The organism is Dactylosporangium sp. NPDC005555, from assembly GCF_040605635.1.
GTDB lineage: Bacteria > Actinomycetota > Actinomycetes > Mycobacteriales > Micromonosporaceae > Dactylosporangium.
In genome coordinates this window covers 12,256-36,142 of record NZ_JBEXDG010000002.1, presented here as the reverse complement: position 1 = coordinate 36,142, position 23,887 = coordinate 12,256, and the positions used below count along the sequence as shown (strand labels likewise).

The following is a 23,887-nucleotide window of genomic DNA, read 5'->3' as shown; positions in this document are numbered from 1 at the left end:
GGCGGGGCGTTTCGCGGCGGGGTGTTACTCGCCGGACTTGCCGCGGCCGCGACCACGGCCCCGGCCGGGGGCGGGCTTGGCGGGTTCGGATGAGGTCGAGGTGTCCGAGGGCCACAGCGGCTCGACGGGGCCGCGGGCCGACGACGTCGGGGCAGGGCCGTCCGCGTCGTCGGTGACGGTGTCCTCGGCGTAGGCGCGGTTGGCCGACTCCGAGGCGTAGGTGCGGCCCGACGACTCGGAGCTGCCGTAGGCGCGGGACGGGGCGTAGGCGTCGGACTCGAGGTCCTTGGCCGAGTCCAGCTCAGCGCTCTTGGCGACGCTCGCCTTGCCGGCCGAGGCAGGCGGCTTGCTTGCGGCAGCGGGCGCGGGCGGCTTGGTGGCGGTGGCCGTCGCGGATGGCTTGGCCGTCGCGGTCGGCTTCGCGGCGGCGGCCTGCTTGGGGACGGAGGCCTTGCCCGAGGCCCCGATCGTGACCGGCTCGGCGGTGCGGTCGGGGGCGGCGGCCCACGGGTCGTCGGTGTCCGGCTGCTCGCCCGACTCGGCGCGGCGGCGGGCCTCGGCGGTGTCCGCGTCGGCGAGGGCCTGGGTCCAGTCGGCGATGTCGGAGGCGGCGCGGGCCTCGCGATCGGCGGCGGCGGCCTGGCGGGCGGCCCGGGCCTGGGCGCGGGAGCCGCGTGGGCCGATCGCCGACACGATGACCGAGCCGGCGAGGCCGGCGAGCACCGCATACGGGGCGATGACGAAGGCCGACAGCTGCGGGTCCCGCTCGCCCACGGCGGGGGCGGCGAGGAAATAGGCCAGGGCGACGAGCAGTGGGCCGGCCGCGCCGGAGACCGCCACGCCCACTCGGTTGTCGCCGCGGCGGCTGGCGGGCCATGCCGCGAGGGCGCCGATGACCAGGGCTATGGCCAGCATGAGCAGCGCGCCCGGCAGGTTGACCATGTTGCGGATCCAGGTCGCGTCGGTGAACTGCCAGGTGCCGAGCTGGGCGGCGGTGGCGAGGTTGCCGTCGGCGCGGACCACGTCGACGACGGCGACGACGGCGAGGGTCCACAGCCACGCCGACGAGGCGATGACGTTGGCGGCGATCGCGCGGGCGGCCAGAGCGGCGACGGCGATCAGCAGGCCGACGATGATGCCGGCGATCGCGTAGCCGCCGGCGGTGAAGTAGGGCGCGACGTTGTCGGGCCGGGGCGTGCGCGACGGCACGGCGACCAGCGGCACGACGATGAGGGCGCCGACCGCCGCGGACAACGCGATCACGATCCGCCAGGCGGCGGTCAGCGCGTGCGCGCCGGGTGTGGAGGCGTCGCCCGCGACCGGGGTGTCAGCGGGGCTGAGCCGGTCGGCGCACAGCGCACCGATGACCGTCGAGGAGGCCGCGAGCCACGCCACCCAGGCGAGGCTGCTGACCCAGACGGTCGCGCTGTTACCGGTCGGCTGCCAGGAGATGATCCCCAGGCCGTAGCCAAGACCGAGCTGCGCGGCACCCGCGCCCGCCGCGACACCGATCGCGGTGAATATTGAGGTTGCCCAGCTTCTTGCGGCCATGCCGCGCAGCGTACGCCGAGCAGGCAACCCGGGCGAGTCGATGTCCGGGGAACGTCAGGCGGTGCAGCGCGCCGTCGCGGAGGGTGGACCTGAGGTGGGCAACCTGTGCACAGGCAGGCGATATGTCGGACAAGGTGATGAACTGGGACCTATGCCTGACGAGCCGGACGCTACCGCCCCGTTCGACAAACCACCACGTCCGGGCGACGCAGACCCGGATGCCACGAGGATCGGCCCCGGCCAGAGCCAAGACCCGGACGCCACGAGGATCGGCCCCGGCCAGAGCCAAGACCCGGAAGCCACCCGGATCGGCGGGGGTACGTCGCCGCTGCGGCCCGACGACAGCGGCGCGACCAGGATCGGCGGCCCGCTCGGCCATGACGAGCCGCCCCGGTGGTCGGCCCGCGCCAATGTCCCCCGACCGGGTGACCCGTCGCTGCGCCCGCCCGCGCCCGAGGAGTGGATCGAAGAGGACCCGTATCAGGGGCGCTCCTGGTTCACCCCCGTGATCGTCGGCGTCGTGGCGCTGCTGCTCGTCGGCGCGCTGACCGTCGGGTTGTACCTCATCTATCAGGCCACCGCCGACGGCGACAACGCGCCGTCGGGTCAGCTGCCGGGTGTGACGGAGAGCAGCAGCGCCGCCGTACCGACGCAGACGCGACAACCGTCGACCGCGCCTCCCTCGTCGGCGGCTCCGTCCGAGACGACGGAGGCCCCACCGGTCAGCGTCACGATCCCGCCACTGAAGGGCGACTCCCTCGCGCAGGCGACGATCAAGCTCCAGCAGCTCGGGCTCGAGGTGAAGGTCGTCCGCCGCGCCGACGGCTCGGTGCAGCCCGGCGAGGTCGCCGCGTCCGACCCCGACGAGGGCGAGATCATCGCGACCGGCGGGACCGTCACCCTGTACGTGGCGACCGCACCGAGCGCGGCACCGTCGAAGAGCTCGGCGTCGCCGTCAGCGGTGCCCCGCTAGCGAAGGCGGGGCCCGCACGAACCCAAGGAACTACAAGGAAAAAGGAAGCGAAGCAGCGGCTACGCCGATGCGGAGACGGGTATCCGCGTGGTGACGCGTTGGGTGCGGGTGACGAAGCCGGGCTGTAGTCCTTGCAGCAGCACGAAGATGGACCGGCGCTCGACCGCGTCGCCGGCGGCGTTGAGCTGGTAGCCGTCCAGCCACGCCCATCCGTCGTAGGTCTGCCAGTCGTGCACCCGGATCACCCGGAACAGCATCGGCTGCACGAACTGCACGCTCGCGGCCTTGGTCACGCGCAGCACGTCGCCGGTCTTCGGTAACACAGTTGGGACTCCCGTCATCATCCGTCGGCATGGGGAAGGCCGGCCACGGCAAAGCCGTAACCGCCGATCGGCTCGATCGTTTGTCGCTGCGTCCGCGATGGTGCTCAAGGTCGTCTCGCTGGCGCGAAGATGAACAGACCGTGACCACCGCCACACCCACAGATTGCCCCAGGACAGTGATCATTGCAACTTGCACGACGAAAATTCCATCTCACGCATGAGTGAAACCACCCCCGGGTGGCGGCGACCGCACGAGGTGGCGAAAAATGTCGTGCCGACGCTGGGTTGCGCAGCTTCATGATGTTGCGCTGATCTATACGTATCGGTATTACGTGTCCTGGCGCGGAGGTGTGACGCGTGGCAAGTCGACGAGGCAGCCCGACGCTGCGACGGAGGCAGCTCGGCATGGAATTGCGCCGTCTCCGCGAGGCGGCACACGTCACTATTGATCATGTCGCCGAGCGGCTGGAATGCTCCGGATCCAAGATTTCCCGGCTCGAAACAGGACAGACCGGCGTCACTCCCCGAGACGTACGGGACATGCTGGACATCTACGGTGTCGACCCTGAATACGCCGAGCAGCTGCTGAAGATCGCCCGGGAGGCCCGCCAGAAGGGTTGGTGGCAGCTCTACGGCGATGTGCTCACCGGTGCCTACGTCGGCCTCGAGGCGGCCGCCGACCACATCCGCTCCTACGAGGCGCTCGTCGTGCCCGGCCTGTTGCAGACCGAGGAGTACGCGCAGGCCATGATCCACGCGGCCCGCCCGGACATCAGTGTCACCGAGGTTGAAAAACGGGTGCGTGTCCGTATGAGCCGCCAGTCGTTGGTCACTCAGGATGACCCGATAGATCTCTGGGTGGTACTGGACGAGGCAGTGCTACGCCGCCCGGTCGGGGGAAGAGCGGTCATGCGCCGTCAGCTCGAGCATCTGAGCCTGGCGGCGGGATGGCCGAACGTGACCCTCCAGATCCTGCCCTTCTCCGCCGGTGCCCATGCCGGGATGGACGGGACATTCACGATGTTGCTGTACGACGAGTCCGCCGGGCAAAACTTCGTGTTCGCCTCGAATGCGGCTGGCGGTCTCTTTCTCGAGAAGGACGACGAGCTTCAGCGCTACGGATTCATCTTTGACTACTTGCGCGCCAACGCACTCCGTCCGGACGAGTCAGTGTCAATGATCGTGAAACTGACAAAGGAGCTGTAGTGGAAATCCAGGCCAAGGGCTTCAGCGTGAATCTTGAGGATGCCGGCTGGCGCAAGAGCACCCGCAGTGGTCCGTACTCGGACAACTGCGTCGAGGTCGCGTTCGTCGGCGGGGCCGTGGCGCTCCGGGACTCGAAGGACAAGGCTGGGGCGGTTTTGCTGTTCACCCCGGAGGAGTGGCTGGCCTTCGTCGGTGGGACCAAGGACGGGGAATTCGATCTCGCGTAGGTAACACGCCAGGTCCGCAATCGACCGGTCCGGCCCGCGACGGTGGTATCGCCGTTGCGGACCGGGCCGGTCATCGTTGTATTTGACGAGCGCTCAGACCCGAACACACCCGAGTCAGATAAGGCTTGTATCCGATGAACAATGGCCCCGACAACTTCGGCAACGGATCGTCGAAGACCGACGACCGTTTCTCCGGGCAGCTCGGAAGCTACCGCCCGGGCGGGCGCCGGGACGTCATCGGCGACGGGCCGATCGACGACCTGTCGCCGCGCAACGGCTCGCCGCTGGACCGTGCTTCCCTGCCGCTGGACAACTCACCGATCGCCTCATCGCTGACGCCGCCGAAGCTGCCCGAGTCGTCGCTGGTGGCCGACCTCGGCCCATTGGGTGGCCCGCTGACCGAGCCGATGTTCGGCCGTTCCAACGTGCTGCAGGACTCCTGGCTGGACGGCCCCAGCGGCTCGATGGCCGACCACCCGCTGCTGCGGGGGCTGCTGCTGGAGCTGCCGCCCAAGGGCACGATGCCGCAGCAGGAGTGGCTGGACCGCTGGTTCGAGGCGGCCCGCTCGATCCTGGAGCTCATCTACTCGCAAGAGGCACGCGGACTGAAGTAGTCACCGAGCTCGCCGGTCGACAGGTCGGATCCCCATGCAGTACAAACGCAGGGAGACTCGACCTGGGGAGGTCGGGCGGGCTCCGGTGCGCGTGAACGCGCATCGGGCCCGTCGTTAGGTTGGGACGCATGAGCTTTCCCAAGATCGAGCTGCACGTGCACCTCGAAGGGGCGATTCCTCCCGCGACACTGCTGGAGATCGCCCGCCGCAACGACCTGCCGCTGCCGGTCGACACCGTCGAAGGCGTGCTTGGGCTCTACGAGTTCACCGACTTCAAGAAGTTCGTCGAGGTCTGGATCCTCACCACGAACTGTCTGCGCACCGCGGACGACTTCCGGCAGATCGTGGTCGACTACGCCGGCGTGGCCGCGTCGCACGGTGCGGTCTACCTGGAGGCGATCTTCTCTCCCGGGGAGCGGGCGCAGCGCGGGGTCGCCTGGGAGGACCTGTACGAGGGCTACACGGACGGCATCGCCGAGGCGTACGAGCGGCACGGCGTGATCGTGCGGCTGACCCCTGACCTGTACCGCGGCATGCCGGTGGACGTGGCCGAGGACGTCGCCCGCTGGAGCGTCCGTTACGCGGACCGGGGCATCGTCGGCCTCGGGCTGGGCGGCAACGAGCAGGCCGGTCCTGCGGTGACCTACGCGAAGGCGTTCGAGCTGGCCCGCGACGGTGGACTGGCGATCGTGCCGCACGCCGGCGAGTCGGCGGGCGCGGAGTCGATCCGCGAGATCCTGACCCTCGCGCCGGACCGGCTGCGGCATGGCATCCGCGCTGTCGAGGATGCCGGTGTACTGGCCGAGATCGTCGATCGTGGCCTGGTCCTGGACGTGTGCCCGACGTCGAACCTCAGGACCCGCTCGGTGGCGTCCCTCGCCGAGCACCCGCTGCCGGCACTGCTGGCGGCCGGAGTGCCGTGCACCGTCAACACCGACGACCCGGCGATGTTCAACACGGATCTGGCTCAAGAGCACCGGGTCGCTGCCGATCTCGGTCTAGGTGCGAAGGACGCCTACCTGGCCGGCGTCGCGGGTGCGGCCTGCGACGACGACATCCGGGCAATGCTGAGAAGCAAGATCAGTGATATCGGCTGAATGTCCGATTTGCTGGCTACGTTCGGCCGAGGTCGGTGTCGCAAAGTTGATGGTCGATCTTGAAATGTCCGCTTAGCTTTGGGCGGGTTCGCCGGTGGTATGGAAAAAGGCAAGGGTGAGTGACGTGTCTGATCTGATGTTCGCAATGATGAGTGGCGGCGGCCTCCTGGCCCTCAGTATCGGCGCGTTCGGCGTCCTTGACGCCTACCACAAGCGGGGGATCGGCGAGAAGCGTGTCGACTGGCTGATCGCGCTCTACGCGTTCGGCGTCGTCATGAACATCGTCGCCTACGTGATGCTCGACCGCTGGTACATCGCGGCGCCGCTGGCGCTCATGCTGGTGCCGGCCGAGCAGGCGCTGGCGAAGCGGGGCACCTTCAAGCGGCGGACCGTCAAGGTCGACGCGATCACCGGCCGCTGACCGCACAGATTTCCGTTTGAGGCCGGTCCCCACGCGGGGACCGGCCTCAAACTGTGCCTTTGAACTTCAGACCGCGAACGTGCTCAGCGGCTCCGTGGCCGGGGCCGGCGGGGTCGCCCGCCACAGGCGTGCCTTCTGCGCGCCGAGCCGGGCCAGGTAGGCCGGGTTGAGCAGCACGTAGCGCTTCCAGAGCCGCTTGGGCTCCAGGCCGAGCCGCCACAGCCACTCCAGGGCGTATTTCTGCATCCACGCGGGAGGGTTCTTCAACCCGCCGGCGTGATAGTCGAACGCCGCGCCCACCGCCAGCATCGGCGCGTCCACGAGGTGGCGCATGCCGTAGACGAAGATCTCCTGCCGCGGGCAGCCGAGGCCGACCATGACCACGCGCGCCCCGGACTCCTTGATCCGGGCGGCGATCTGCTCGGGCTCACCCGGCTGGGCCGCACGGAACTTCGAGGCCTCCATGCCGGCGATCCTCAGTGCGGGGAACCGCTCGTGCAGCTTGCTCACCAGCAGCTTGAGCGTCTCCTCGGTCGAGCCGTAGAGATACACCGGCAGCCCCTGCTCCGCACTGGCCCGCAGGACCCGCAGCGTGAGCTCAGGCCCGTAGACCCGGTCGGCGAGCCTGGCCCGGTGCAGCAGGTTGAGCGCCCAGCGCACCGGCTGCCCGTCGGGCGTCACGAGGTCGAACGCGTTGAGCCGGGCGCCGTGCGCCTTGTCCTGCACGCCGGTCATCACGCCGTGCACCGCGAGCGCCGTCACCGCGAGCGGCCGGCCGTCCCGGGCGGCGCCCATGACCTTCTCGACGGCGCTGTCGTAGTCGACGGCGCTGACATTCACGCCGAGGACGTTCTGCTTGCCCTGGTCGATCACCGGTCAGGCCGCCGGGGTCCACTTGCCGACGTTGGCCTCGTGGATCTCCTGAAGGATCATCGGCACGTCGTAGACCTGCTTCCAGTCCGGATAGTCCAGCTGGAAACGCTCGTTGGACCCGATCCACCACTGGTGATCGCCGACCCGGTTCGCCTCGTGATACTCGGTGATCATCTCCTGGCCGGTGATCCGCTGCGACTCCGCGAACGCCTCCAGCATCGAGGTGTTGGAGTGCCGCCCACCGCCGAGGTTGTAGACCGCCGCCGACCGAGGGTTGCGGAAGAACGCCTCGAACGCGCTGGTCACGTCGTGCGAGTGGATCGCGTCCCGAACCTGCTTGCCCTTGTAGCCGAACATCCGGTAGGTCCGCCGCTCCATGTTGCAGCGCATCACATACGCCAGGAAGCCGTGCAGCTCGGTCGCCGAGTGCGCCGGTCCGGTCAGCGTCCCACCCCGGAAGCACGCGGTCTTCATGTCGAAATAGCGACCGTACTCCTGCACCATCACGTCAGCGGCGACCTTCGACGCCCCGAAAACGGAGTGCAGACACGCGTCGATCGACATGTCCTCCTTGATCCCGTTCTCGTACGGGTGACCCGCCTCGATCTCCCACCGCGTCTCCTGCTCCACCAGCGGCAGGCTGTTGGGCCGATCCCCATACACCTTGTTGGTGGAACAGTGGATGAACGGCGCCTCGATGCAGTGCTCCCGGACGTTCTGCAACATGTTCAACGTCCCGCCCGCGTTCACATCAAAATCCGTGAACGGGTCCCGCACCGCCCAGTCGTGACTGGGCTGCGCCGCCGTGTGCACCACCAACGCCACATCTTTTGCGTAACGCTTGAAGATCCCCGAGAGCGCGTCCCGATCCCGGATGTCCACGTCATGGTGCGTGTAGGCATCCCCAAGGTCGCTCGTGAGTCCGACCACGTTCCAGGCGGTGGAAGCTTCGGCCCCGAAGAACTGCTTCCTCATGTCGTTGTCGATGCCGACGACATCAAGCCCCAAAGAGGCGAAGTGCCGGACAGCCTCGGACCCAATCAACCCGGCAGACCCGGTGACGATGACGACGCTCACGACAAGCACTCCTTGCGGCTCCAGCAGGACCGGCCGAGCATACCCCGCACCAAGAAGTCACCTTTTTGACGCAGTACACGAGCCAACAAAGACGGCAGGGCCGGCCACCGACGCTTCTGAGGGGGTGTGGGTGGAGCGAAGCTCCCCCACCGGGGAGCGAGGCTTGCCTCGCGCGGAGGATCCGCCACGTAAACAGCGAACGCTCCCCGCAGCGTGAGCAGGGAGCGTCCAACGTGGTGGGGAAGGGGGGAGTTGAACCCCCACGCCCTTTCGGGCACACGGACCTGAACCGTGCGCGTCTGCCATTCCGCCACTTCCCCTTGACCGTCGGCGAGCCGACCGTCTGGCAGTGCTCAGAGTAGCGTGTCCCAACTCGGCGTTTTGGCCGGGTAGGGACTAGGCTGCCCTGGGCGCCACGGAAGAGTAGCACGGGCTGACCGGTCAGCTTGCAACTGGGCGTGCGACGTCCGGATACCATCATGACCTCGGAACCCGAGGAGGAACCGGTGAGTGTGCTGCAGCGCTTCGAGAAGCGCCTAGAGGGCCTGGTCGAGGGGGCCTTCGCAAAGGTCTTCAAGGGGGTCGTCCACCCCGTGGAGATCCTCAACGCCATGCAACGAGAGGCGGAAGCCCACAAGGCGATTCTGGCTGGCGGGCGCACGCTCGTGCCGAATCGCTACGTGATCGACCTTTCGCCCTATGACCACAGTCGGTTGGCGCCGTATGCCGCCGCGCTCGCCCAGGAGCTCGCCCAGTCTCAGGCGGAGTTCATCGGCGAGCAGGGGTGGACGGTCTATGGCGACGTCATCGTCGAGATCGAGCGGGGTGATGGCCTCGACACCGGCATGTTCCGGGTGACTGCCGAGGTCTACACGGGTGGCGAGCAGCCGCAGGCCGCTCCCGATCCGTATGGCGGCTACAACCAGGGTGGTGGCTACGGTCCGGGCGCCGGCGGTCCCGGCGGGCCCGCCCGCAACGTACGACTGGTGTCCGGCGACGGGCGCAGCTACCCTCTGTCGATCGGCTCGACCGTGATCGGCCGGGGCGACCAGGCCAACATGCGGCTGCCAGATGTCGGCATCTCGCGTCGTCACGCGCGACTCGACTTTGACGGTGCGCAGGTGGTGCTCACCGATCTCGGCTCGACGAACGGCACGATGGTCAACGGTCAACGCGTCTCCGCGGTCGCGTTGAATCCGGGTGACATGATCCAGCTCGGCACGACCACGCTCACCTACCGCGTGGATGGCTGAGTCACTGCACCCCGTGGTCGACGTTAGGCGGATCTGGATGAGTGCACCTGCTCGACCGGGCCTTCACCAGGCCCCTGATAGGTCGTAGATGGAATTTGTCATTACGGTCGCCCGCTACGGGTTGCTCGTGCTGCTGTGGATCTTCGTGTTCACGGTGGTGGGAGTGATCCGGCGGGACCTGTTCGCGGGCTCTCGGTCGAGCCGGATCGTCGCCGCACCCCGGGGGGTTGGTGCGGTGACGGCTCCTGGCCGTCCGGCGAAGGTGAAGCGCGGCAAGACCGCTCACCAGCTCTTCGTCACCGCCGGTTCGCTGGCGGGCACCCGGATCACGCTCGGCGAGGCGCCGATCACGATCGGCCGCGCCGAGGATTCGACGCTGGTGATCACCGATGACTACGCCTCGGCGAAGCACGCCCGCCTCGTGCCACGTGCCGGCCAGTGGTATCTCGAGGATCTCGGCTCGACCAACGGCACCTACCTCGACAAGACCAAGGTCGGCGCCCCTACCCCCGTCCCCCTCGGCGTGCCGATTCGCATCGGCCGCACTTCTCTCGAGTTACGGCCATGACCCTCACCTTGCGCTATGCGGCCCGCAGTGACCGCGGTCTGATTCGGAGCGGCAACCAGGACTCCGTCTACGCCGGACCGCGGCTGCTCGCCGTGGCCGACGGCATGGGCGGCATGGCCGCCGGTGACGTCGCCAGCAACATCGTCATCGCCACCATGGCGCCGCTCGACGAGGATGTGCCCGGCAACGCCATGATCGACACGCTTCGCGGCGCCGTCGATCTGGCCAACCAGCAGATCCGGGACGCCGTCGAGGAAAACCCGGCCATGGAAGGCATGGGCACCACCCTCACCGCCATGCTGTTCTCCGGCAGCAAGATGGGCATGGTCCACATCGGCGACTCCCGCGCGTACATCACGCGTGACGGGGAGTTCGCCCAGGTGACCAAGGACGACACCTACGTCCAGATGCTCGTCGACGAGGGCCGGATCAGCCTGGAGGAGGCCAACAGCCATCCCCAGCGCTCCCTGCTGACGCGTGCCCTCGACGGGCGCGACGCCGACCCCGAGTATTCGGTGCGCCAGGTCAAGACGGGCGACCGTTACCTGCTGTGCAGCGACGGGCTCTCCGGCGTGGTCAGCGCCGAGACGATCGAGTCGACGCTGCGGGAGTACGTCGACCCCAACCAGTGCGCGGGCCGGCTCATCGAGCTCGCCCTGCGCGGCGGGGGCCCCGACAACATCACCGTGATCGTCGCCGACGTCACCGACGAGGACATCGTCGAGGAGCGGCCGATCGTCGGGGGTGCCGCCGCACAGGACCGCGGCATGGCCACGTCCGCCGACCAGTCGATGTCCTCGGCCCGGGGTGCCGCGCTCGCCGCGCCGCGCCCGCCGGTGCCGGAGCCGGAGGAAGAGGCACGGGCGCGCGCCGCGGCGAACGCCCGTGACGACGCCGGCCGGCCCAAGCGCCACCCGGTGCGCACCGTGGTGCTGCTCGTGGTGCTGCTGGGCCTGCTCGGCGGCGGTCTCTGGTACGGGTGGAGCGTCACCCAGTCCCGCTACTACGTGAGCGCGACCGACGACGGCACCGTCGCGATCTTCAAGGGCGTGCCCGGCAAGATCGCCTGGATCGAACTGTCGGAGGTCTACGAGTCGAGCGAGCTCAAGCTCGACGACCTGACCCCGGCCGCGCAGGGCACCGTCAAGCAGGGCATCCAGGTCGGCAGCCTGGAGCAGGCGAGGGACAAGCTCGCCGCGCTGACCGACCCCGACAACCCGTCGCGGAAGCAGGCGTGCCCGACCGGCGGCCCGACCCCGGACCCGAGCATGAGCGCGACCGGTGCGACCAGCGCCGTGGTGCCGGGAGTCACCGGCACCGCCTCCGCTTCCGCGGCGCCGGCGTCGGCCGCGCCGACCAGCGAGCCCCCGACGATGGCGTCCGAGACCCCGACCCCGACCGCCAGCTGCTGATCCGACGATGACCCTGACCGCGAGGCCAAGAGGAATTCTGCTGTGACCGCAACAGCCATCCCTTCCCCGTCGCCTGCCAACCCGGGTGACGGGGTGGGCGCGTCCCAGCCGCGCACCAAGCGCAACGTCGAGCTGGGGCTGCTGCTGTTCGTCGCGGCGATCCTCTTGGTCTACGCGGCGGTCGTCGAGGGCAACTCGATCGGCGAGGTCACCCCGGACTTCTGGGTGCAGATCGCGATCCTCGGGGTCATCTTCGCGGGCGCGCACCTCGCGATCCGCTTCCTCGCCCCCTATGCCGACCCGGTGATCCTGCCCGCGGTGGCGCTGATCAACGGCCTCGGCGTCGGGTTCCTGCGCCGGCTGGACCTGGGCCGCGCCAAGGCGCCGCTGCGCGCCGACCTGAGCGTGTTCGGCGGCGACGGCTTCCGGCAGCTCGGCTGGACCGCTGCCGCGATCATCGGCGCGATCGTCCTGATGGTGATCGTGCGGGACCACCGGTCGCTGTCGCGCTACGCGTACACGCTGGGACTCTCCGGCATCGTGCTGGTGCTCATCCCGGCGGTCCTGCCGGCGCGGTTCTCCTCGATCAACGGCGCCAAGCTGTGGATCAAGTTCCCCGGCTTCTCGATCCAGCCGGGCGAGTTCGCCAAGATCTTCCTGCTGGTCTTCTTCGCCTACTACCTGGTGCGCAAGCGCGAGGTGCTGTCGATGGCCAGCAAGCGCTTCCTCGGCATCGACTTCCCCCGCGGCCGTGACCTGGGCCCGGTCGTGCTGGTCTGGCTGCTGTCGCTGATGGTCCTCATCTTCGAGAAGGACCTCGGCACCTCGCTCATGTACTTCGGCATGTTCGTCGTGACGCTGTACATCGCGACGGTCCGGGTCAGCTGGCTGATCATCGGCCTCGGGTTCTTCCTCGGCGGCGCGTTCCTCGCGTACTTCCTCGGCAAGACCGTCGGCGGGCCGTTCCTCAACTTCTCCGAGCGCGCGACCACCTGGCTCGACCCGTTCGCCGACGCCGACAACAAGGGCTACCAGCTGGTCCAGTCGCTGCTCGGGCTCGGCACCGGCGGCCTGACCGGGGCCGGTCCCGGCGCGGGCCAGCCGCTCAAGGTGCCCGAGGTGCGCACCGACTTCATCTTCTCCGGCCTCGGCGAGGAGATCGGGCTCTTCGGCCTGACCGCCCTGCTCGTGGTCTACCTGCTGCTGGTCGAGCGGGGCCTGCGCGCCGCGATCAACGTGCGGGACTCCTTCGGCAAGCTGTTCGCCGGTGGCCTCGCGTTCACGCTGGGGTTGCAGGTGTTCGTCATTGTGGGTGGCATCAGCCAGCTGATCCCGCTGACCGGCCAGACCACGCCGTTCCTCTCGGCGGGTGGCTCGTCGCTGGTGGCCAACTGGCTGCTGATCGGTCTGCTGCTGCGCATCTCCGACGCGTCACGGCGCCCGGCCGGCGGTGCGCCGTCGATCGGGCTCGGCGGTGTGTCCACCGGTGGTGGGGGCGGCGCGCCGGTCCAGATCCAAGAGCTTCCCACGGAGGTCGTGCGATGAACGCCCCACTGCGCCGGGTCGGTGTCGTGGCGCTGGTGCTGTTCGCGATGCTGTTCGTGAATCTGAACTACCGCCAGGTGGTCAAGGCCGACGACTACCGGACCCACCCGCGCAACGGCCGGGTCCAGGCCAGCGAATACGAGCGCGCCCGCGGCAAGATCATCAACGCGCAGGGTGTGGCGATCGCCGACGCGCAGGAGACCGGCGACACGCTGAAGTTCCTCCGCACGTATCCGCTCAAGGACAAGTACGCGCACGTGGTCGGCTTCAAGCCGGTCAACCTCGGCGCGACCAACATGGAGAAGCTCAACAACGACTTCCTGATCGGCACCTCCGACAAGCAGGCCGCCGACCGGATCGCCGGGCTCTTCACCGGCAAGGACGTGGCCGGCGGCAATGTGCTGCTGACGCTGTCGCAGGCCGCGCAGGAGACGGCGTACACCCAGCTCGGCACCAACAAGGTGAAGGCGAAGAGCGGCGCGGTCGTCGCTCTCGACCCCGCCACCGGCGCGGTGCTCGCCGAGGTGTCGCTGCCCAGCTACGACCCCAACCTGCTGAGCACCCACGACATCAACGCCGCCAGCGCGAACTACAAGAAGCTGGACGGCGATCCGGCCAAGCCGATGCTCAACCGCGCGGTGCAGGAGATCTACCCGCCCGGTTCGACGTTCAAGGTCATCACCTCGGCGGCGGCGCTGTCCGCGGACTCCTCGCTCACGCCCGACTCGGTCGTGCCGGGCGGCGAGTTCTACCAGCCGCCGGAGACCTCGTCGTTCCGCATCAAGAACGCCCACGAGGGCATCTGCCCCGAGCAGATCACGCTGAAGCAGGCGCTGACCGTCTCGTGCAACACCGTCTTCGCCCGCATGGGCGTCGAGCGGCTCGGGGCGGAGAAGCTCAAGTCGATGGCGCAGGCGTTCGGCTTCGAGGCCCAGCCGCGCTTCATCGAGGACCAGGACAAGAATTACTGCAACGTCGCGGCCAGCCACACCGGCCCGATGACCGCCGGCGCCGACAACCGCGTGGACCCGCCCGCCGTGGCTCAGTCGAGCATCGGACAGCGGGAAGTGAAGATGTCTCCGCTGCAAGGCGCCATGATTGCGTCGACGGTCGCCAACGGGGGGCGCGAGATGCGTCCTTACATCGTCGACCGTCTGCAGAACGCCGATCTGTCCAACGCCGACCGGACCGACCCCAAGGAGCTGGGCCGCCCCATCAGTGGCGACGTGGCCTCCGCACTGCAGCAGATGATGTTCAGCGTCGTCACCTCCCGTGACGGCACGGGCCGCAACGCCAACATCTCCGGTTTGCAGGTGGGTGGTAAGACCGGAACGGCGGAGGACGGTGACGACGCCGGCGATCACGGCTGGTTCATCGGCTTCGCAATGAAGGACGGCAAGCCGATCGTCTCGGTCGCGGTCTTCCTCGAGAACGCTGGCAAGGGTGGCAGCGCGGAGGCGGCTCGTATCGCCGGCCTGGTCATGAAGGCATACGCGGACGAAAAGGGCATCAAATAATGAGGTGCGCGACATGTTGAGCGCCGGCACCACGTTGGGTGGGCGCTACCGCCTGGACGAGCGCATCGCCGGCGGTGGGATGGGTGACGTGTGGCGTGGCACCGACGAGGTGCTCGGCCGCACGGTCGCGATCAAGGTGCTGCTGCCCGCGCTGCTGGAGGAGGCCGGCTTCGCCGAGCGCTTCCGCGGCGAGGCGCGCACGATGGCCACCATCAACCACCCCGGCGTGGTGGACATCTACGACTACGGCAGCGAGGGCGGCACCGCCTTCCTGATCATGGAGTACGTGGAAGGCGACGCGCTCTCCCGCACCTTGTCCCGCGTCGGCCGGCTCACCCCGGCCCGGGCCATGGCGCTCGTCGCCCAGGCCGCCGACGCGCTGCACGCCGCGCACGAGAAGGGCATCGTCCACCGCGACGTGAAGCCCGGCAACCTGCTCGTGCGTCCCAACGGCACGCTGGTCCTCACCGACTTCGGCATCGCCCGGTCCGCCGCCATCGCGCAGCTCACCGCGGCCGGCTCGGTGCTCGGCACGGCCTCCTACATCTCGCCGGAGCAGGCCTCCGGCGCGCAGGCGACGCCACTGTCCGACGTCTACGCCCTCGGCGTGGTCGCCTACCAGTGCCTGTCGGGCCAGCGCCCGTTCGAGGGCGACAACCCGCTGCAGATCGCCATGCGGCACGTCCGCGACATGCCCCCGCCGCTGCCCGCCGACATCCCGCCGGCGATCGTGCAGCTCGTCGAGCGTGCGATGGCCAAGGACCCGGCGGCCCGCTGGCCCAGCGCCGCCGCGCTCGCGCAGGCCGCCCGCCGCGTCTCCGGCGCCGGTGGCGGCACCTCGGCCGGCCCCGGCATCCCGATGGCGGCGCCGCTCGGCCCGCCCGGGTCGCCGGTCAGCATGCCGGGCTCGCCCGTCGCGTACACCCCCGTCTCCGGCCCTCCGGTCTCCGGTGGCCCGATGTCGGGCGCCTTCGGCACGCCCGTGTCCGGCGGCGCGCCCACGTCGGGTGCCGGCGGCACGCGGATCATGCCGGGTGGCGCGATCCCGCCGCCCCCGGGTGCCGCCGCTGGTGGACACGCGGCCCGCGGTGCGGCCGGTGTCCCGCCGCCGCCGAGCAACGAGACCGCCTACTTCCCCGGCGACGCCGGCGGCTACCAGCCGACAGGTGGCTACCAGCCGACGGGTGGTGGCTATCAGCCGTCCACTCCGACGAACAACAAGCCGGGCGGCAACCGCAACATGCTCGTCATCCTCGGCGCGGCCGCCGCGGTGCTGCTCGTCCTGTGCGGCGTCGGCGGCATCTGGTACGCCACCAAGGGCGACGACAAGAACAACATCGGTGCCGGCAGCCCGGCGTCGTCGGCGGCCAGCCAGGCGCCGACCAGCACGAAGCCGACCGGCAAGCCGGTCAAGGTGCTCTGCGGTGAAGAGTGGACGAAGGGCGCGCCGAAGCTGCGGGCGCAGGTCGTGCAGCAGCTGAAGAAGCAGAAGCTCAACGTCAAGCAGATGCCGCGGGACGACAAGAAGCCGATCCCGGGTCAGGTCCTCGACGTGCAGCCCTGCGGCGACGTGCCCGAGGGCAGCGACGTCACACTGTTCTACCAGGCGGGCGCCGGCGCCCAGCCGCCGTCCAACGAGCCGTCGGACGACGGCGGTGCGGGGGGGTCGCCGAGCGCCGGCAACTCGTCCGAGCCGGCCGGGGGCGCCAAGCCGTCATGCCCGCCGGGGCAGAAGCCCGTCGGGGTTCTCTGCGTCCCGGCCTAGGCCGGAATGGGTTCTCGTCGCAAGACGTGGCAAGGTAAGAGCCGATGACCGAAGGACGACACGACATGACCGCCCAGCCTCGCCTCCTCGGCGGCCGATACCAGGTCGGGGAGTTGCTTGGCTATGGCGGCATGGCCGAGGTGCACCGCGGCCGTGACCTGCGTCTCGGCCGCGATGTGGCGATCAAGACGCTGCGCAACGACCTGGCCCGCGACGCGACCTTCCAGCTGAGGTTCCGCCGTGAGGCGCAGAACGCCGCCTCGCTCAACCACCCCGCGATCGTCGCCGTGTATGACACGGGCGAGGAGCGGGGCCCGGCGGGCGAGGAGCTGCCCTATATCGTCATGGAGTTCGTCAACGGTCGCACCCTCAAAGAGGTGCTGGCGGCCGAGGGCAGGCTCATGCCGAGACGGGCGCTGGAGATCACCGCCGACATCTGCGCGGCGCTGGAGTTCAGCCACCGGCACGGCATCATCCACCGGGACATCAAGCCCGGCAATGTGATGCTGACCCAGACCGGCCAGGTCAAGGTGATGGACTTCGGCATCGCGCGGGCCCTCGCCAGCGGCGCGACCACGATGACGCAGACCTCCGCGGTCATCGGCACCGCGCAGTATCTGTCGCCGGAGCAGGCCCGCGGCGAGCCCGTCGACGCCCGCAGCGATGTCTATGCGTCCGGCTGCGTGCTCTTCGAGCTGCTCTGCGGCCATCCGCCGTTCGTCGGGGACAACCCGGTGTCGGTGGCCTATCAGCATGTCCGGGAAGATCCGCGGCCGCCGAGTAACAGCAACCGCGACGTGACCCCCGACATCGACGCGGTCGTGCTCAAGGCTCTGGCCAAGAACCCGCTCAACCGCTACCAGAGCGCCGGCGAGATGCGCGCCGACGTCATGCGCGCGGCGGCCGGCCGGCCGGTTTCGGCGCCGCCGGTCATGACCGAAGACGAGATGGCCACCGTGATGGCGGCGCAGACCGCCTATCGGCCGCCGCCGGCCTCGCGTCAGCCCGCCCGCGCCGCGCAGCGGCAGAAGCGGAAGAACTCCACCGGCATCGCGGTCGCGCTCACGGTGCTGAGCATCCTCGCGATCGCCGCACTGTCGATCGGGCTCTACCTGGCCAACCAGGCCCCGATGGTGGACGTGCCCGACCTCGTCGGCAAGAGCCAGACCGAGGCGGCCGCGACGCTGCGCCAGTTGAAGCTGGAGGGCGACCCGCGCACCGGCTCGAGCGACAACTGCAAGGCCGGCACCGTCATCTCGCAGAGCCCGGCGAAGGGGCTGCAGGTCAAGCAGGGCTCCCAGGTCGACTACGACATCTGCGGCCAGCCCACGCTGATCACCATCCCGACCCTGGTGCGGTCGACCAAGGATGTGGCGAGCCAGCAGCTGACCAACCTCAACCTGAAGGTCGTGGTGGTCCCGAAGGACGGGCCGCAGGCCAAGGACGAGGTCATCGAGTCCGACCCGCCGGCCGGCCAGCAGGTGAAGGCCGGCAGCACGGTCACGCTCTACGTCTCGAAGTTCAACCAGGCGATCATGCCCGAGGTCGCGAACAAGACCCTGGCGCAGGCGCAGGCACTGCTCGAGGCGGCGGGCTTCACGGCGGATCCGAAGACGCAGGACACGCAGGTGACTGACCAGAGCAAGGACGGTCTGGTCGTCGGCGCGTCACAGCCGACCGGCAGGGTGCTGATGAAGACCGACGTGATCACGCTGCGGATCGGGGTGGCGCCGGGAGGCAACCCGTCCGGCTCACCGAAGCCGAGCAGTTCGACGGCGTCGCCGAACAATTAGTCCGGTTACGCCCTCTATTCCCAGATCACCGTGCGTACCCTGTGGATAACAAGCCAGTTATCCACAGGGTTTTGCACAGGCTGGGCTCTCTGGGGTCTTACGCGGGGTCTTACGCGAACGCGGCGACCCGCCGGGCCTCGACCTCGGCGACGAGCTCCGGAGCCCGGTCCAGGGCCGCGGGCAGGCCGCAGACCGCCAGCCAGTTCGCCAGCATCTGGTGCCCGCCCTGGGTCAGCACCGACTCCGGGTGGAACTGCACGCCCTCGATCGGCAGCTCACGGTGGCGCATCGCCATGATCACGCCAGACTCGGTGCGACCCGTCACCTCGATCTCCGGCGGCAGTGTCGACTCGACCACCGCGAGCGAGTGGTAGCGGGTCGCGATGAACGGGTCCGGCAGGCCCTTGAGAACGCCCTGGCCGCCGTGACTGACCAGAGAGGTCTTCCCGTGCAGCAGTTCGGGTGCGCGCGTCACGGTGGCGCCGAACGCCGCCCCGAACGCCTGGTGCCCGAGACACACTCCGAAGATCGGGATCTCGCCCTTGTACCGGTCGATGACCGCCATGCAGATGCCGGCCCGCTCCGGTGTGCCCGGGCCGGGGGAGAGCAGGATTCCGGCCGGGTCCGCCGCGCCGACCTCGTCGACGGAGATCTCGTCGTTGCGGCGCACGTCGCAGTCGACGCCGAGCTGACCCAGGTACTGGACCAGGTTGAACACGAACGAGTCGTAGTTGTCGATGACCAGGACGCGCAATCGGCTCACCTAGCTCGGTAGGACCGCGGGGGCGGAGAGGGTCTTCGTCGGCAGCTTGGACGGCACCTTCGACGGCAGGCTGGACGGTCCCTTGGAGGGGGCGGTGCTGGGCGGCGGCTCCATCTGCCCGCTGTCACCGGCCGGGTCGTCGGTCTCCACCTGGACGTCGTCGAACGGCAGGATCGGCTCGACCGCGGGGAAGACCTTGTACCAGAGCACGGCGGTGAGCGCGCCGATCAGGACCACCGAGACGAGCGACTTGAGCTGCCACTGCTTGAAGGGGATGTGCCGCCAGATCCATCCGTACACGCGGCTATCCCTTCAGCTCTGCGGGGTCACCGGCGGCGACGGGCTGGCTGCGGTCGAGCTTGGCGTGCACGACGAGCCGCTGATAGTTGTTGAACTTCGGGTTGCACGTCGTCATCGTCAACAGGGCCTCGGTCGGCGCCACCCCGGGCTTGCCCGGCACCGGCGCGACGACCTGCACCGCGGTCGGCAACACGATCTCGTGGCTGCTGACCCGGTAGACATACCAGGTGTCCGCGGTCTTGACGACCACCGGATCGTTCGGCTTGAGCTGGTCGAGGTCCCACCAGATCGCCGGCGTGCGGTGCCCGGCCATCGAGAAGTTGCCGATCTGCCCCGGCAGCACGGTGTCCGGATAGTGCCCCGGCGCGTAGCGGATGTCGGCGGGGGTCACACCCTGGACCACGGCCCACTTCTTCTTCAGCCGCGGGATGTGCACGGACGCGATCACCGCTCCGTTGGCGGGCTTGGCAACGGGCGTGGGCGGTCCTGACGGTGCGACGGTGGGGTCGGCCTCCGGCTGGGCCCACTGCTGCTCCAGCTGACGGTTGAGGTCGTCCTGGTGCGCGTCGACGATCGCGGACTTGCCCCAGACCTCGTAGCCGGCGAAGAGCAGCACGATGAGGCCGAACGTGATGAGCAGCTCGCCGGTGCCCCGGCTGACCGCCCGCACGACCGTGCCGAACGTGGTCCTCGTGTATTCGGAGTACACGCTGCGATAACCCTCCTGGGTGCGGACCGGGCGCAACGGCACGACCTTGACACCCTTTGGGATGTCAGGGTCCTGAGTAGCGTCCGGTTCATCCTGGGGGGTGGCTTTTAGTGCATTTTCCGACGTTTTCGGCGTCTCGGAAATCTTCGGAAGGACCGTGGTCGCGTCGGCCTGCTCCGTGAACTTCGGAATGTAGGCCGTGGCATCCGCGGGTCCGGCCTCGGCCGGTGGGTGGTCGTCCCGGATGCGGGGGATCATCCGGGTCGCGATGTCGTCCTGGTCCAGGGCGCGATGCCGGGGACGGTGCGGGTCGCTCATGCGTCAGGACCCGGTCGTGGCCGACCGCAGCGCGGTGGAGCCGTCGTAGGCCTTCGCCCGCACGTCTGCCTCCGTCCGCACCTGATAGCCCAGGCCGAAGTTGTCCGCGGCGTCCCTGAACAGAGCAACTCCCTCCGTGTCGTCGAGGGAGCGCTGGAGGCGCACCTGGTCGCCGATCGCGGCGATCTCGAACGGGGGTGAATACACCTGGCCGTCGAGCAGCAGCGTGTTGCCAACGCAGCGTACCGCGCTCGTGGAGATGACCCGGACTCCCATGAGTGTCATCGCCTCGGCGCCGCCGGCCCACAACGCGTTGACCACGGCCTGCACGTCCTGCTGGTGGACGACCAGGTCGTCCGGGCGGGCCCCGGCCGGACGGCTGCCGTCGGGCCGCCTGGGGGCGTCGTCGAGCACCACCACGAGCCCGGGGCCGTGCACGGCGGTCAGACCCGCGCCGGCCAGCTGGCCCTCGCCGCGGCGTCGCTGCTCGTCGACGGCGCCGTCCGCGCCCGCCTGCCCCTGCTGCTGGGTCTCGAGCTCGCCGCGAAGCCGCGCGGCCCTGGCGCGGGCGATCGAGATTTCCTGTTTTCTTTCAGCGATCAGATTCGTCAGCTCGGGCCGGCGGTCGTCGCGAAGATCTGTGCCGCCGGCCGTCCTGGCCGTCAGCGAGAAGAGCAGCCCGGCCGTCAGGAACACCAGCGGCGTCGCGGCTGACCAGCCGAAACGCTGCCCTTTGCGCGGGTGGGGCAGCATAGCGCGACCGAGCCTGCGCAGGGCGCGAGCCCACGAGGAGCCGCCTGATGTGTACTCCACGACGACCCCTCCCCGCAGACGCGTGCCGACTTGACTACGCTAGACGTAGAACATTATTCAGGCCGACGCTGGCGGAGGTGGCGGCGTCACGTGGATAGTGTTGGCCAGACGACCCCTCCAGGAGAGCGCCGTGCCGAAGTCGACAGTTCGTAAGAAGAAGGTGTACACGCCGCCGGCGGAGTTGCGCCCACAGGAGACGGTGGCCGCCAAGCGCCGTCCGAGTCCAGTCTGGGTGCCGATCCTCGCGGTGAGCTTCATCGTGATCGGCATCGGATGGTTGGTCGCGTACTACCTGACGCAGGGCTTCTTCGACGTGGAAGCGTTCTCCGCCGTCGCCAAGCTGCAGTACTGGAACCTGGCCATCGGGTTCGGGTTCCTCGTGGCCTCGCTCGGCGTGCTCTCCAAGTGGCGTTGATCTAGACCTGCGTTGCCAGCCCCTTCGGTGCATCCTTGTGCCGAAGGGGCTTCTTGGCGTTATCTCGGCCCAATGTGAGAAGGGTGTCATAGCGTTTGCTGCGACAAACTTCACGTTACTCATGGGTAACCAGGGGGACTAAGGTCTTCTGAAAGACCAGCGGCGTTGGAGGCATCGGCATGGGCCCAGTGCAGGTCATCGCGACCAGTGTCGCGGCGGTGATCACCGTCGTGGCCACCGTGCTCGTCGTGCGCACCGTGCGCCGAATGATCGCTGTGGTGCGACTGGGTCAGCCCGATCCGTCCCGCGGCGGCTCCCGGGGCCTGCGCGTCAAGACGATGCTTGCCGAGACCCTCGGCCACACCAGGATGCTGCGCTGGGGCGTCGTCGGCGCGGCGCACTGGTTCGTCATGATCGCGTTCCTGGCGCTGTCGTCGCTGGTGCTCGAGGCGTACTTCGAGGTCGCCATCCCCGACCACGGCCTGCCGCTGATCGGCACCTGGAACGTCTACGGCCTGGTCACCGAGTGGATCGGCGTGCTCGGCTTCATCGGCATCCTGGTCCTGATCGGCATCCGCCTGCGCAACCTGCCGGGCAATCCCAACCGACGGTCCCGCTTCACCGGGTCGACGATGTGGCAGGCCTACTACGTCGAGTACACCATCCTCGCGGTGCTGCTCTGCGGCTTCTTCATCCGTGGCTTCAAGGCCGCCAACGACACCCTCGAATGGCCTGTGTGGGCCGCGCCGGTCAGCCACGGCCTCGGTGCCCTGCTGCCCGCGAGCGCCGCCGCCGTCAGCCTCATCGCCATGGTGAAGATCATCGTCTCGATGACCTGGGTCATCGTGATCGCCAGCAACATCACGATGGGCGTCGCCTGGCACCGCTTCCTCGCGTTCTTCAACATCTACTTCAAGCGCAAGCCGGGCGGTGCCGGCTCCGGCCTCGGCGGGCTGCGCCCGATGATGAGCAAGGGCGAGCCGCTCGACTTCGAGGAGGCCGACCCGGACAAGGACCAGTTCGGCGTCGCCGAGGTCGAGCAGTTCACATGGAAGGGCATGCTCGACTTCTCCACCTGCACCGAGTGCGGGCGGTGCCAGTCGCAGTGCCCGGCCTGGAACACCGGCAAGCCGCTGTCGCCGAAGCTGCTGATCCTGAGCCTGCGCGACCACGCCTACGCCAAGGCGCCCTACCTGCTGGCCGGCGGCTCGACCGCCACCGAGGAGGCGCTGGCCAAGGTCGACGTCCTCGCGCTCGCCGAGAAGGACCGTCCGCTCATCGGCGGCGCCGACGAGAACGGGGTCATCGACCCCGACGTGCTGTGGTCGTGCACCACCTGCGGCGCCTGCGTCGAGCAGTGCCCCGTCGACATCGAGCACGTCGACCACATCGTCGACATGCGCCGCTACCAGGTGCTCATCGAGTCCAACTTCCCGACCGAGGCGGGCGTCATGCTCCGCAACCTCGAGAACAAGGGCAACCCGTGGGGCGCGGCCCAGTCCACCCGCGACGACTGGACCAAGGGTCTCGGTTTCGACGTGCCCAACGTGGCCGACGGCGGCGACTTCGAGTACCTGTTCTGGGTCGGCTGCGCCGGCGCCTTCGAGGACCGCGCGAAGAAGACGACCCGCGCCGTCGCCACCCTGCTCAACGAGGCCGGCGTGTCGTTCGCGATCCTCGGCCAGGGCGAGACCTGCACCGGCGACCCGGCCCGCCGCATCGGCAACGAGTTCGTCTTCCAGATGCTGGCGCAGCAGAACGTCGAGACGCTCAACGAGGCCGGCGTCAAGAAGATCGTCGCGACCTGCCCGCACTGCTTCAACACCCTCGCCAACGAGTACGGCCAGCTCGGCGGCCACTTCGAGGTCATCCACCACACGCAGCTCCTCGCGCAGCTGGTCTCCTCGGGCAAGCTGACCCCGGTCCAGCCGCTCGACGGCGCCATCACCTACCACGATCCCTGCTACCTGGGCCGGCACAACCGGGTCTTCGCCCCGCCGCGCGAGGTTCTGGGCGCCGTCGCGGACACCGCCAGGCAGGAGGACGCCGGGCTGGTGGAGATGGACCGGTTCGCGGAGCGCTCGTTCTGCTGCGGCGCCGGCGGCGCGCGCATGTGGATGGAGGAGCGGATCGGCAAGCGCATCAACGTCGAGCGCGTCGAGGAGGCGCTGTCCACCGGTGCGAAGACCGTGGCCGTCGCCTGCCCGTTCTGCCTGACGATGCTCGGCGACGGCGTGACCGGCAAGAAGGCGGCCGGCGCCGCTCCGGAGGACGTCGAGGTCGTTGATGTCGCGTCCGTCCTGCTGCGGTCGCTGGCGTCCAAGGATTCTTGACAAAACGGACTTTTAGCTTCT

Annotated in this window: 23 protein-coding genes and 1 tRNA gene; 15 read left to right on the top strand and 9 right to left on the bottom strand. The window is 69.0% G+C overall.

What is annotated here, in order from left to right; translation table 11 throughout:
* Window positions 1-24: 24 nt before the first annotated feature.
* Entirely contained in the window at window positions 25-1,551 is a 1,527-nt protein-coding gene (locus tag ABZS58_RS02820; protein ID WP_354776896.1) for a hypothetical protein, read from the bottom strand.
* A 151-nt stretch (window positions 1,552-1,702) separates the two neighbouring features.
* Between ABZS58_RS02820 and ABZS58_RS02815 the strand changes: the two genes are divergently transcribed.
* A complete protein-coding gene (locus ABZS58_RS02815) occupies window positions 1,703-2,524 on the top strand; it encodes a PASTA domain-containing protein (RefSeq protein WP_354776894.1) in 822 nt (273 codons plus the stop codon).
* Between the two features lie 59 nt (window positions 2,525-2,583).
* On the opposite strand, the gene ABZS58_RS02810 is transcribed toward ABZS58_RS02815, so the two are convergent.
* Window positions 2,584-2,847, bottom strand: a complete 264-nt coding sequence (locus tag ABZS58_RS02810) for a hypothetical protein (protein WP_354776892.1) — start codon at window positions 2,845-2,847, stop codon at window positions 2,584-2,586.
* Between the two features lie 357 nt (window positions 2,848-3,204).
* Here ABZS58_RS02810 and ABZS58_RS02805 point away from each other — a divergent pair, with 357 nt between their 5' ends.
* The 5 genes from ABZS58_RS02805 (at window position 3,205) to ABZS58_RS02785 (ending at window position 6,412) form a co-directional block, all read left to right on the top strand.
* Complete coding sequence (locus ABZS58_RS02805; protein ID WP_354776890.1) at window positions 3,205-4,053, top strand: helix-turn-helix transcriptional regulator; 849 nt, start codon at window positions 3,205-3,207, stop codon at window positions 4,051-4,053.
* Window positions 4,053-4,280, top strand: coding sequence for a DUF397 domain-containing protein (locus ABZS58_RS02800; protein ID WP_354776888.1), 228 nt, complete (start codon window positions 4,053-4,055; stop codon window positions 4,278-4,280). The genes ABZS58_RS02805 and ABZS58_RS02800 overlap by 1 nt, the downstream gene beginning before the upstream one ends.
* A gap of 134 nt (window positions 4,281-4,414) precedes the next feature.
* Window positions 4,415-4,894: a hypothetical protein gene (locus ABZS58_RS02795; protein WP_354776886.1), complete on the top strand. Its 480-nt coding sequence runs from the start codon at window positions 4,415-4,417 to the stop codon at window positions 4,892-4,894.
* A 128-nt stretch (window positions 4,895-5,022) separates the two neighbouring features.
* Entirely contained in the window at window positions 5,023-5,991 is a 969-nt protein-coding gene (add, locus tag ABZS58_RS02790) for an adenosine deaminase (RefSeq protein WP_354776884.1), read from the top strand.
* 124 nt (window positions 5,992-6,115) lie between these two features.
* Window positions 6,116-6,412: a hypothetical protein gene (locus tag ABZS58_RS02785; RefSeq protein ID WP_354776882.1), complete on the top strand. Its 297-nt coding sequence runs from the start codon at window positions 6,116-6,118 to the stop codon at window positions 6,410-6,412.
* A 66-nt stretch (window positions 6,413-6,478) separates the two neighbouring features.
* On the opposite strand, the gene ABZS58_RS02780 is transcribed toward ABZS58_RS02785, so the two are convergent.
* The 3 genes from ABZS58_RS02780 to ABZS58_RS02770 all read right to left on the bottom strand — a co-directional run bounded on the left by ABZS58_RS02780 (window position 6,479) and on the right by ABZS58_RS02770 (window position 8,682).
* A complete protein-coding gene (locus ABZS58_RS02780) occupies window positions 6,479-7,285 on the bottom strand; it encodes a WecB/TagA/CpsF family glycosyltransferase (protein ID WP_354776880.1) in 807 nt (268 codons plus the stop codon).
* Between the two features lie 3 nt (window positions 7,286-7,288).
* A complete protein-coding gene (locus tag ABZS58_RS02775) occupies window positions 7,289-8,362 on the bottom strand; it encodes an NAD-dependent epimerase/dehydratase family protein (RefSeq protein WP_354776878.1) in 1,074 nt (357 codons plus the stop codon).
* 234 nt (window positions 8,363-8,596) lie between these two features.
* Window positions 8,597-8,682 (bottom strand) — tRNA-Leu (locus tag ABZS58_RS02770).
* A 159-nt stretch (window positions 8,683-8,841) separates the two neighbouring features.
* On the opposite strand from ABZS58_RS02770, the gene ABZS58_RS02765 reads away from it, so the two are divergent.
* From ABZS58_RS02765 to pknB, 7 genes are all read left to right on the top strand, one after another.
* Entirely contained in the window at window positions 8,842-9,615 is a 774-nt protein-coding gene (locus ABZS58_RS02765; protein WP_354776876.1) for a DUF3662 and FHA domain-containing protein, read from the top strand.
* Window positions 9,616-9,703: 88 nt separating this feature from the next.
* Complete coding sequence (locus ABZS58_RS02760) at window positions 9,704-10,183, top strand: FHA domain-containing protein (protein WP_354776874.1); 480 nt, start codon at window positions 9,704-9,706, stop codon at window positions 10,181-10,183.
* A complete protein-coding gene (locus tag ABZS58_RS02755; RefSeq protein ID WP_354776872.1) occupies window positions 10,180-11,595 on the top strand; it encodes a protein phosphatase 2C domain-containing protein in 1,416 nt (471 codons plus the stop codon). Before ABZS58_RS02760 ends, ABZS58_RS02755 begins: the two co-directional genes overlap by 4 nt.
* Window positions 11,596-11,652: 57 nt before the next feature.
* Entirely contained in the window at window positions 11,653-13,140 is a 1,488-nt protein-coding gene (locus tag ABZS58_RS02750) for an FtsW/RodA/SpoVE family cell cycle protein (protein ID WP_354777412.1), read from the top strand.
* Entirely contained in the window at window positions 13,137-14,657 is a 1,521-nt protein-coding gene (locus tag ABZS58_RS02745; RefSeq protein ID WP_354776870.1) for a penicillin-binding transpeptidase domain-containing protein, read from the top strand. The genes ABZS58_RS02750 and ABZS58_RS02745 overlap by 4 nt, the downstream gene beginning before the upstream one ends.
* Window positions 14,658-14,670: 13 nt before the next feature.
* Entirely contained in the window at window positions 14,671-16,422 is a 1,752-nt protein-coding gene (locus ABZS58_RS02740) for a protein kinase (protein WP_354776868.1), read from the top strand.
* A gap of 65 nt (window positions 16,423-16,487) precedes the next feature.
* Window positions 16,488-18,215, top strand: coding sequence for a Stk1 family PASTA domain-containing Ser/Thr kinase (pknB, locus tag ABZS58_RS02735; protein ID WP_354777410.1), 1,728 nt, complete (start codon window positions 16,488-16,490; stop codon window positions 18,213-18,215).
* 109 nt (window positions 18,216-18,324) lie between these two features.
* Here pknB and ABZS58_RS02730 read toward each other — a convergent pair whose 3' ends face one another.
* From ABZS58_RS02730 to ABZS58_RS02715, 4 genes are all read right to left on the bottom strand, one after another.
* Window positions 18,325-18,969 carry an aminodeoxychorismate/anthranilate synthase component II gene (locus ABZS58_RS02730; RefSeq protein ID WP_354777408.1) on the bottom strand — a complete coding sequence of 215 codons (645 nt, stop codon included), beginning with the start codon at window positions 18,967-18,969 and terminating at the stop codon, window positions 18,325-18,327.
* Between the two features lie 9 nt (window positions 18,970-18,978).
* A complete protein-coding gene (locus ABZS58_RS02725; protein WP_354776866.1) occupies window positions 18,979-19,278 on the bottom strand; it encodes a hypothetical protein in 300 nt (99 codons plus the stop codon).
* Window positions 19,279-19,282: 4 nt separating this feature from the next.
* Entirely contained in the window at window positions 19,283-20,029 is a 747-nt protein-coding gene (locus tag ABZS58_RS02720; RefSeq protein WP_354776864.1) for a class E sortase, read from the bottom strand.
* 279 nt (window positions 20,030-20,308) lie between these two features.
* Window positions 20,309-21,118 (bottom strand): DUF881 domain-containing protein, encoded by an 810-nt coding sequence (locus tag ABZS58_RS02715; RefSeq protein WP_354776862.1) that lies wholly within the window; start codon window positions 21,116-21,118, stop codon window positions 20,309-20,311.
* A 130-nt stretch (window positions 21,119-21,248) separates the two neighbouring features.
* On the opposite strand from ABZS58_RS02715, the gene ABZS58_RS02710 reads away from it, so the two are divergent.
* Together ABZS58_RS02710 and ABZS58_RS02705 are read left to right on the top strand one after the other, a co-directional pair.
* The gene (locus ABZS58_RS02710; RefSeq protein ID WP_354776860.1) at window positions 21,249-21,533 is read left to right on the top strand and encodes a cell division protein CrgA; all 285 of its coding nucleotides are present in this window, start codon (window positions 21,249-21,251) and stop codon (window positions 21,531-21,533) included.
* 179 nt (window positions 21,534-21,712) lie between these two features.
* Window positions 21,713-23,866, top strand: a complete 2,154-nt coding sequence (locus tag ABZS58_RS02705) for a (Fe-S)-binding protein (protein WP_354776858.1) — start codon at window positions 21,713-21,715, stop codon at window positions 23,864-23,866.
* Window positions 23,867-23,887: the final 21 nt, after the last annotated feature.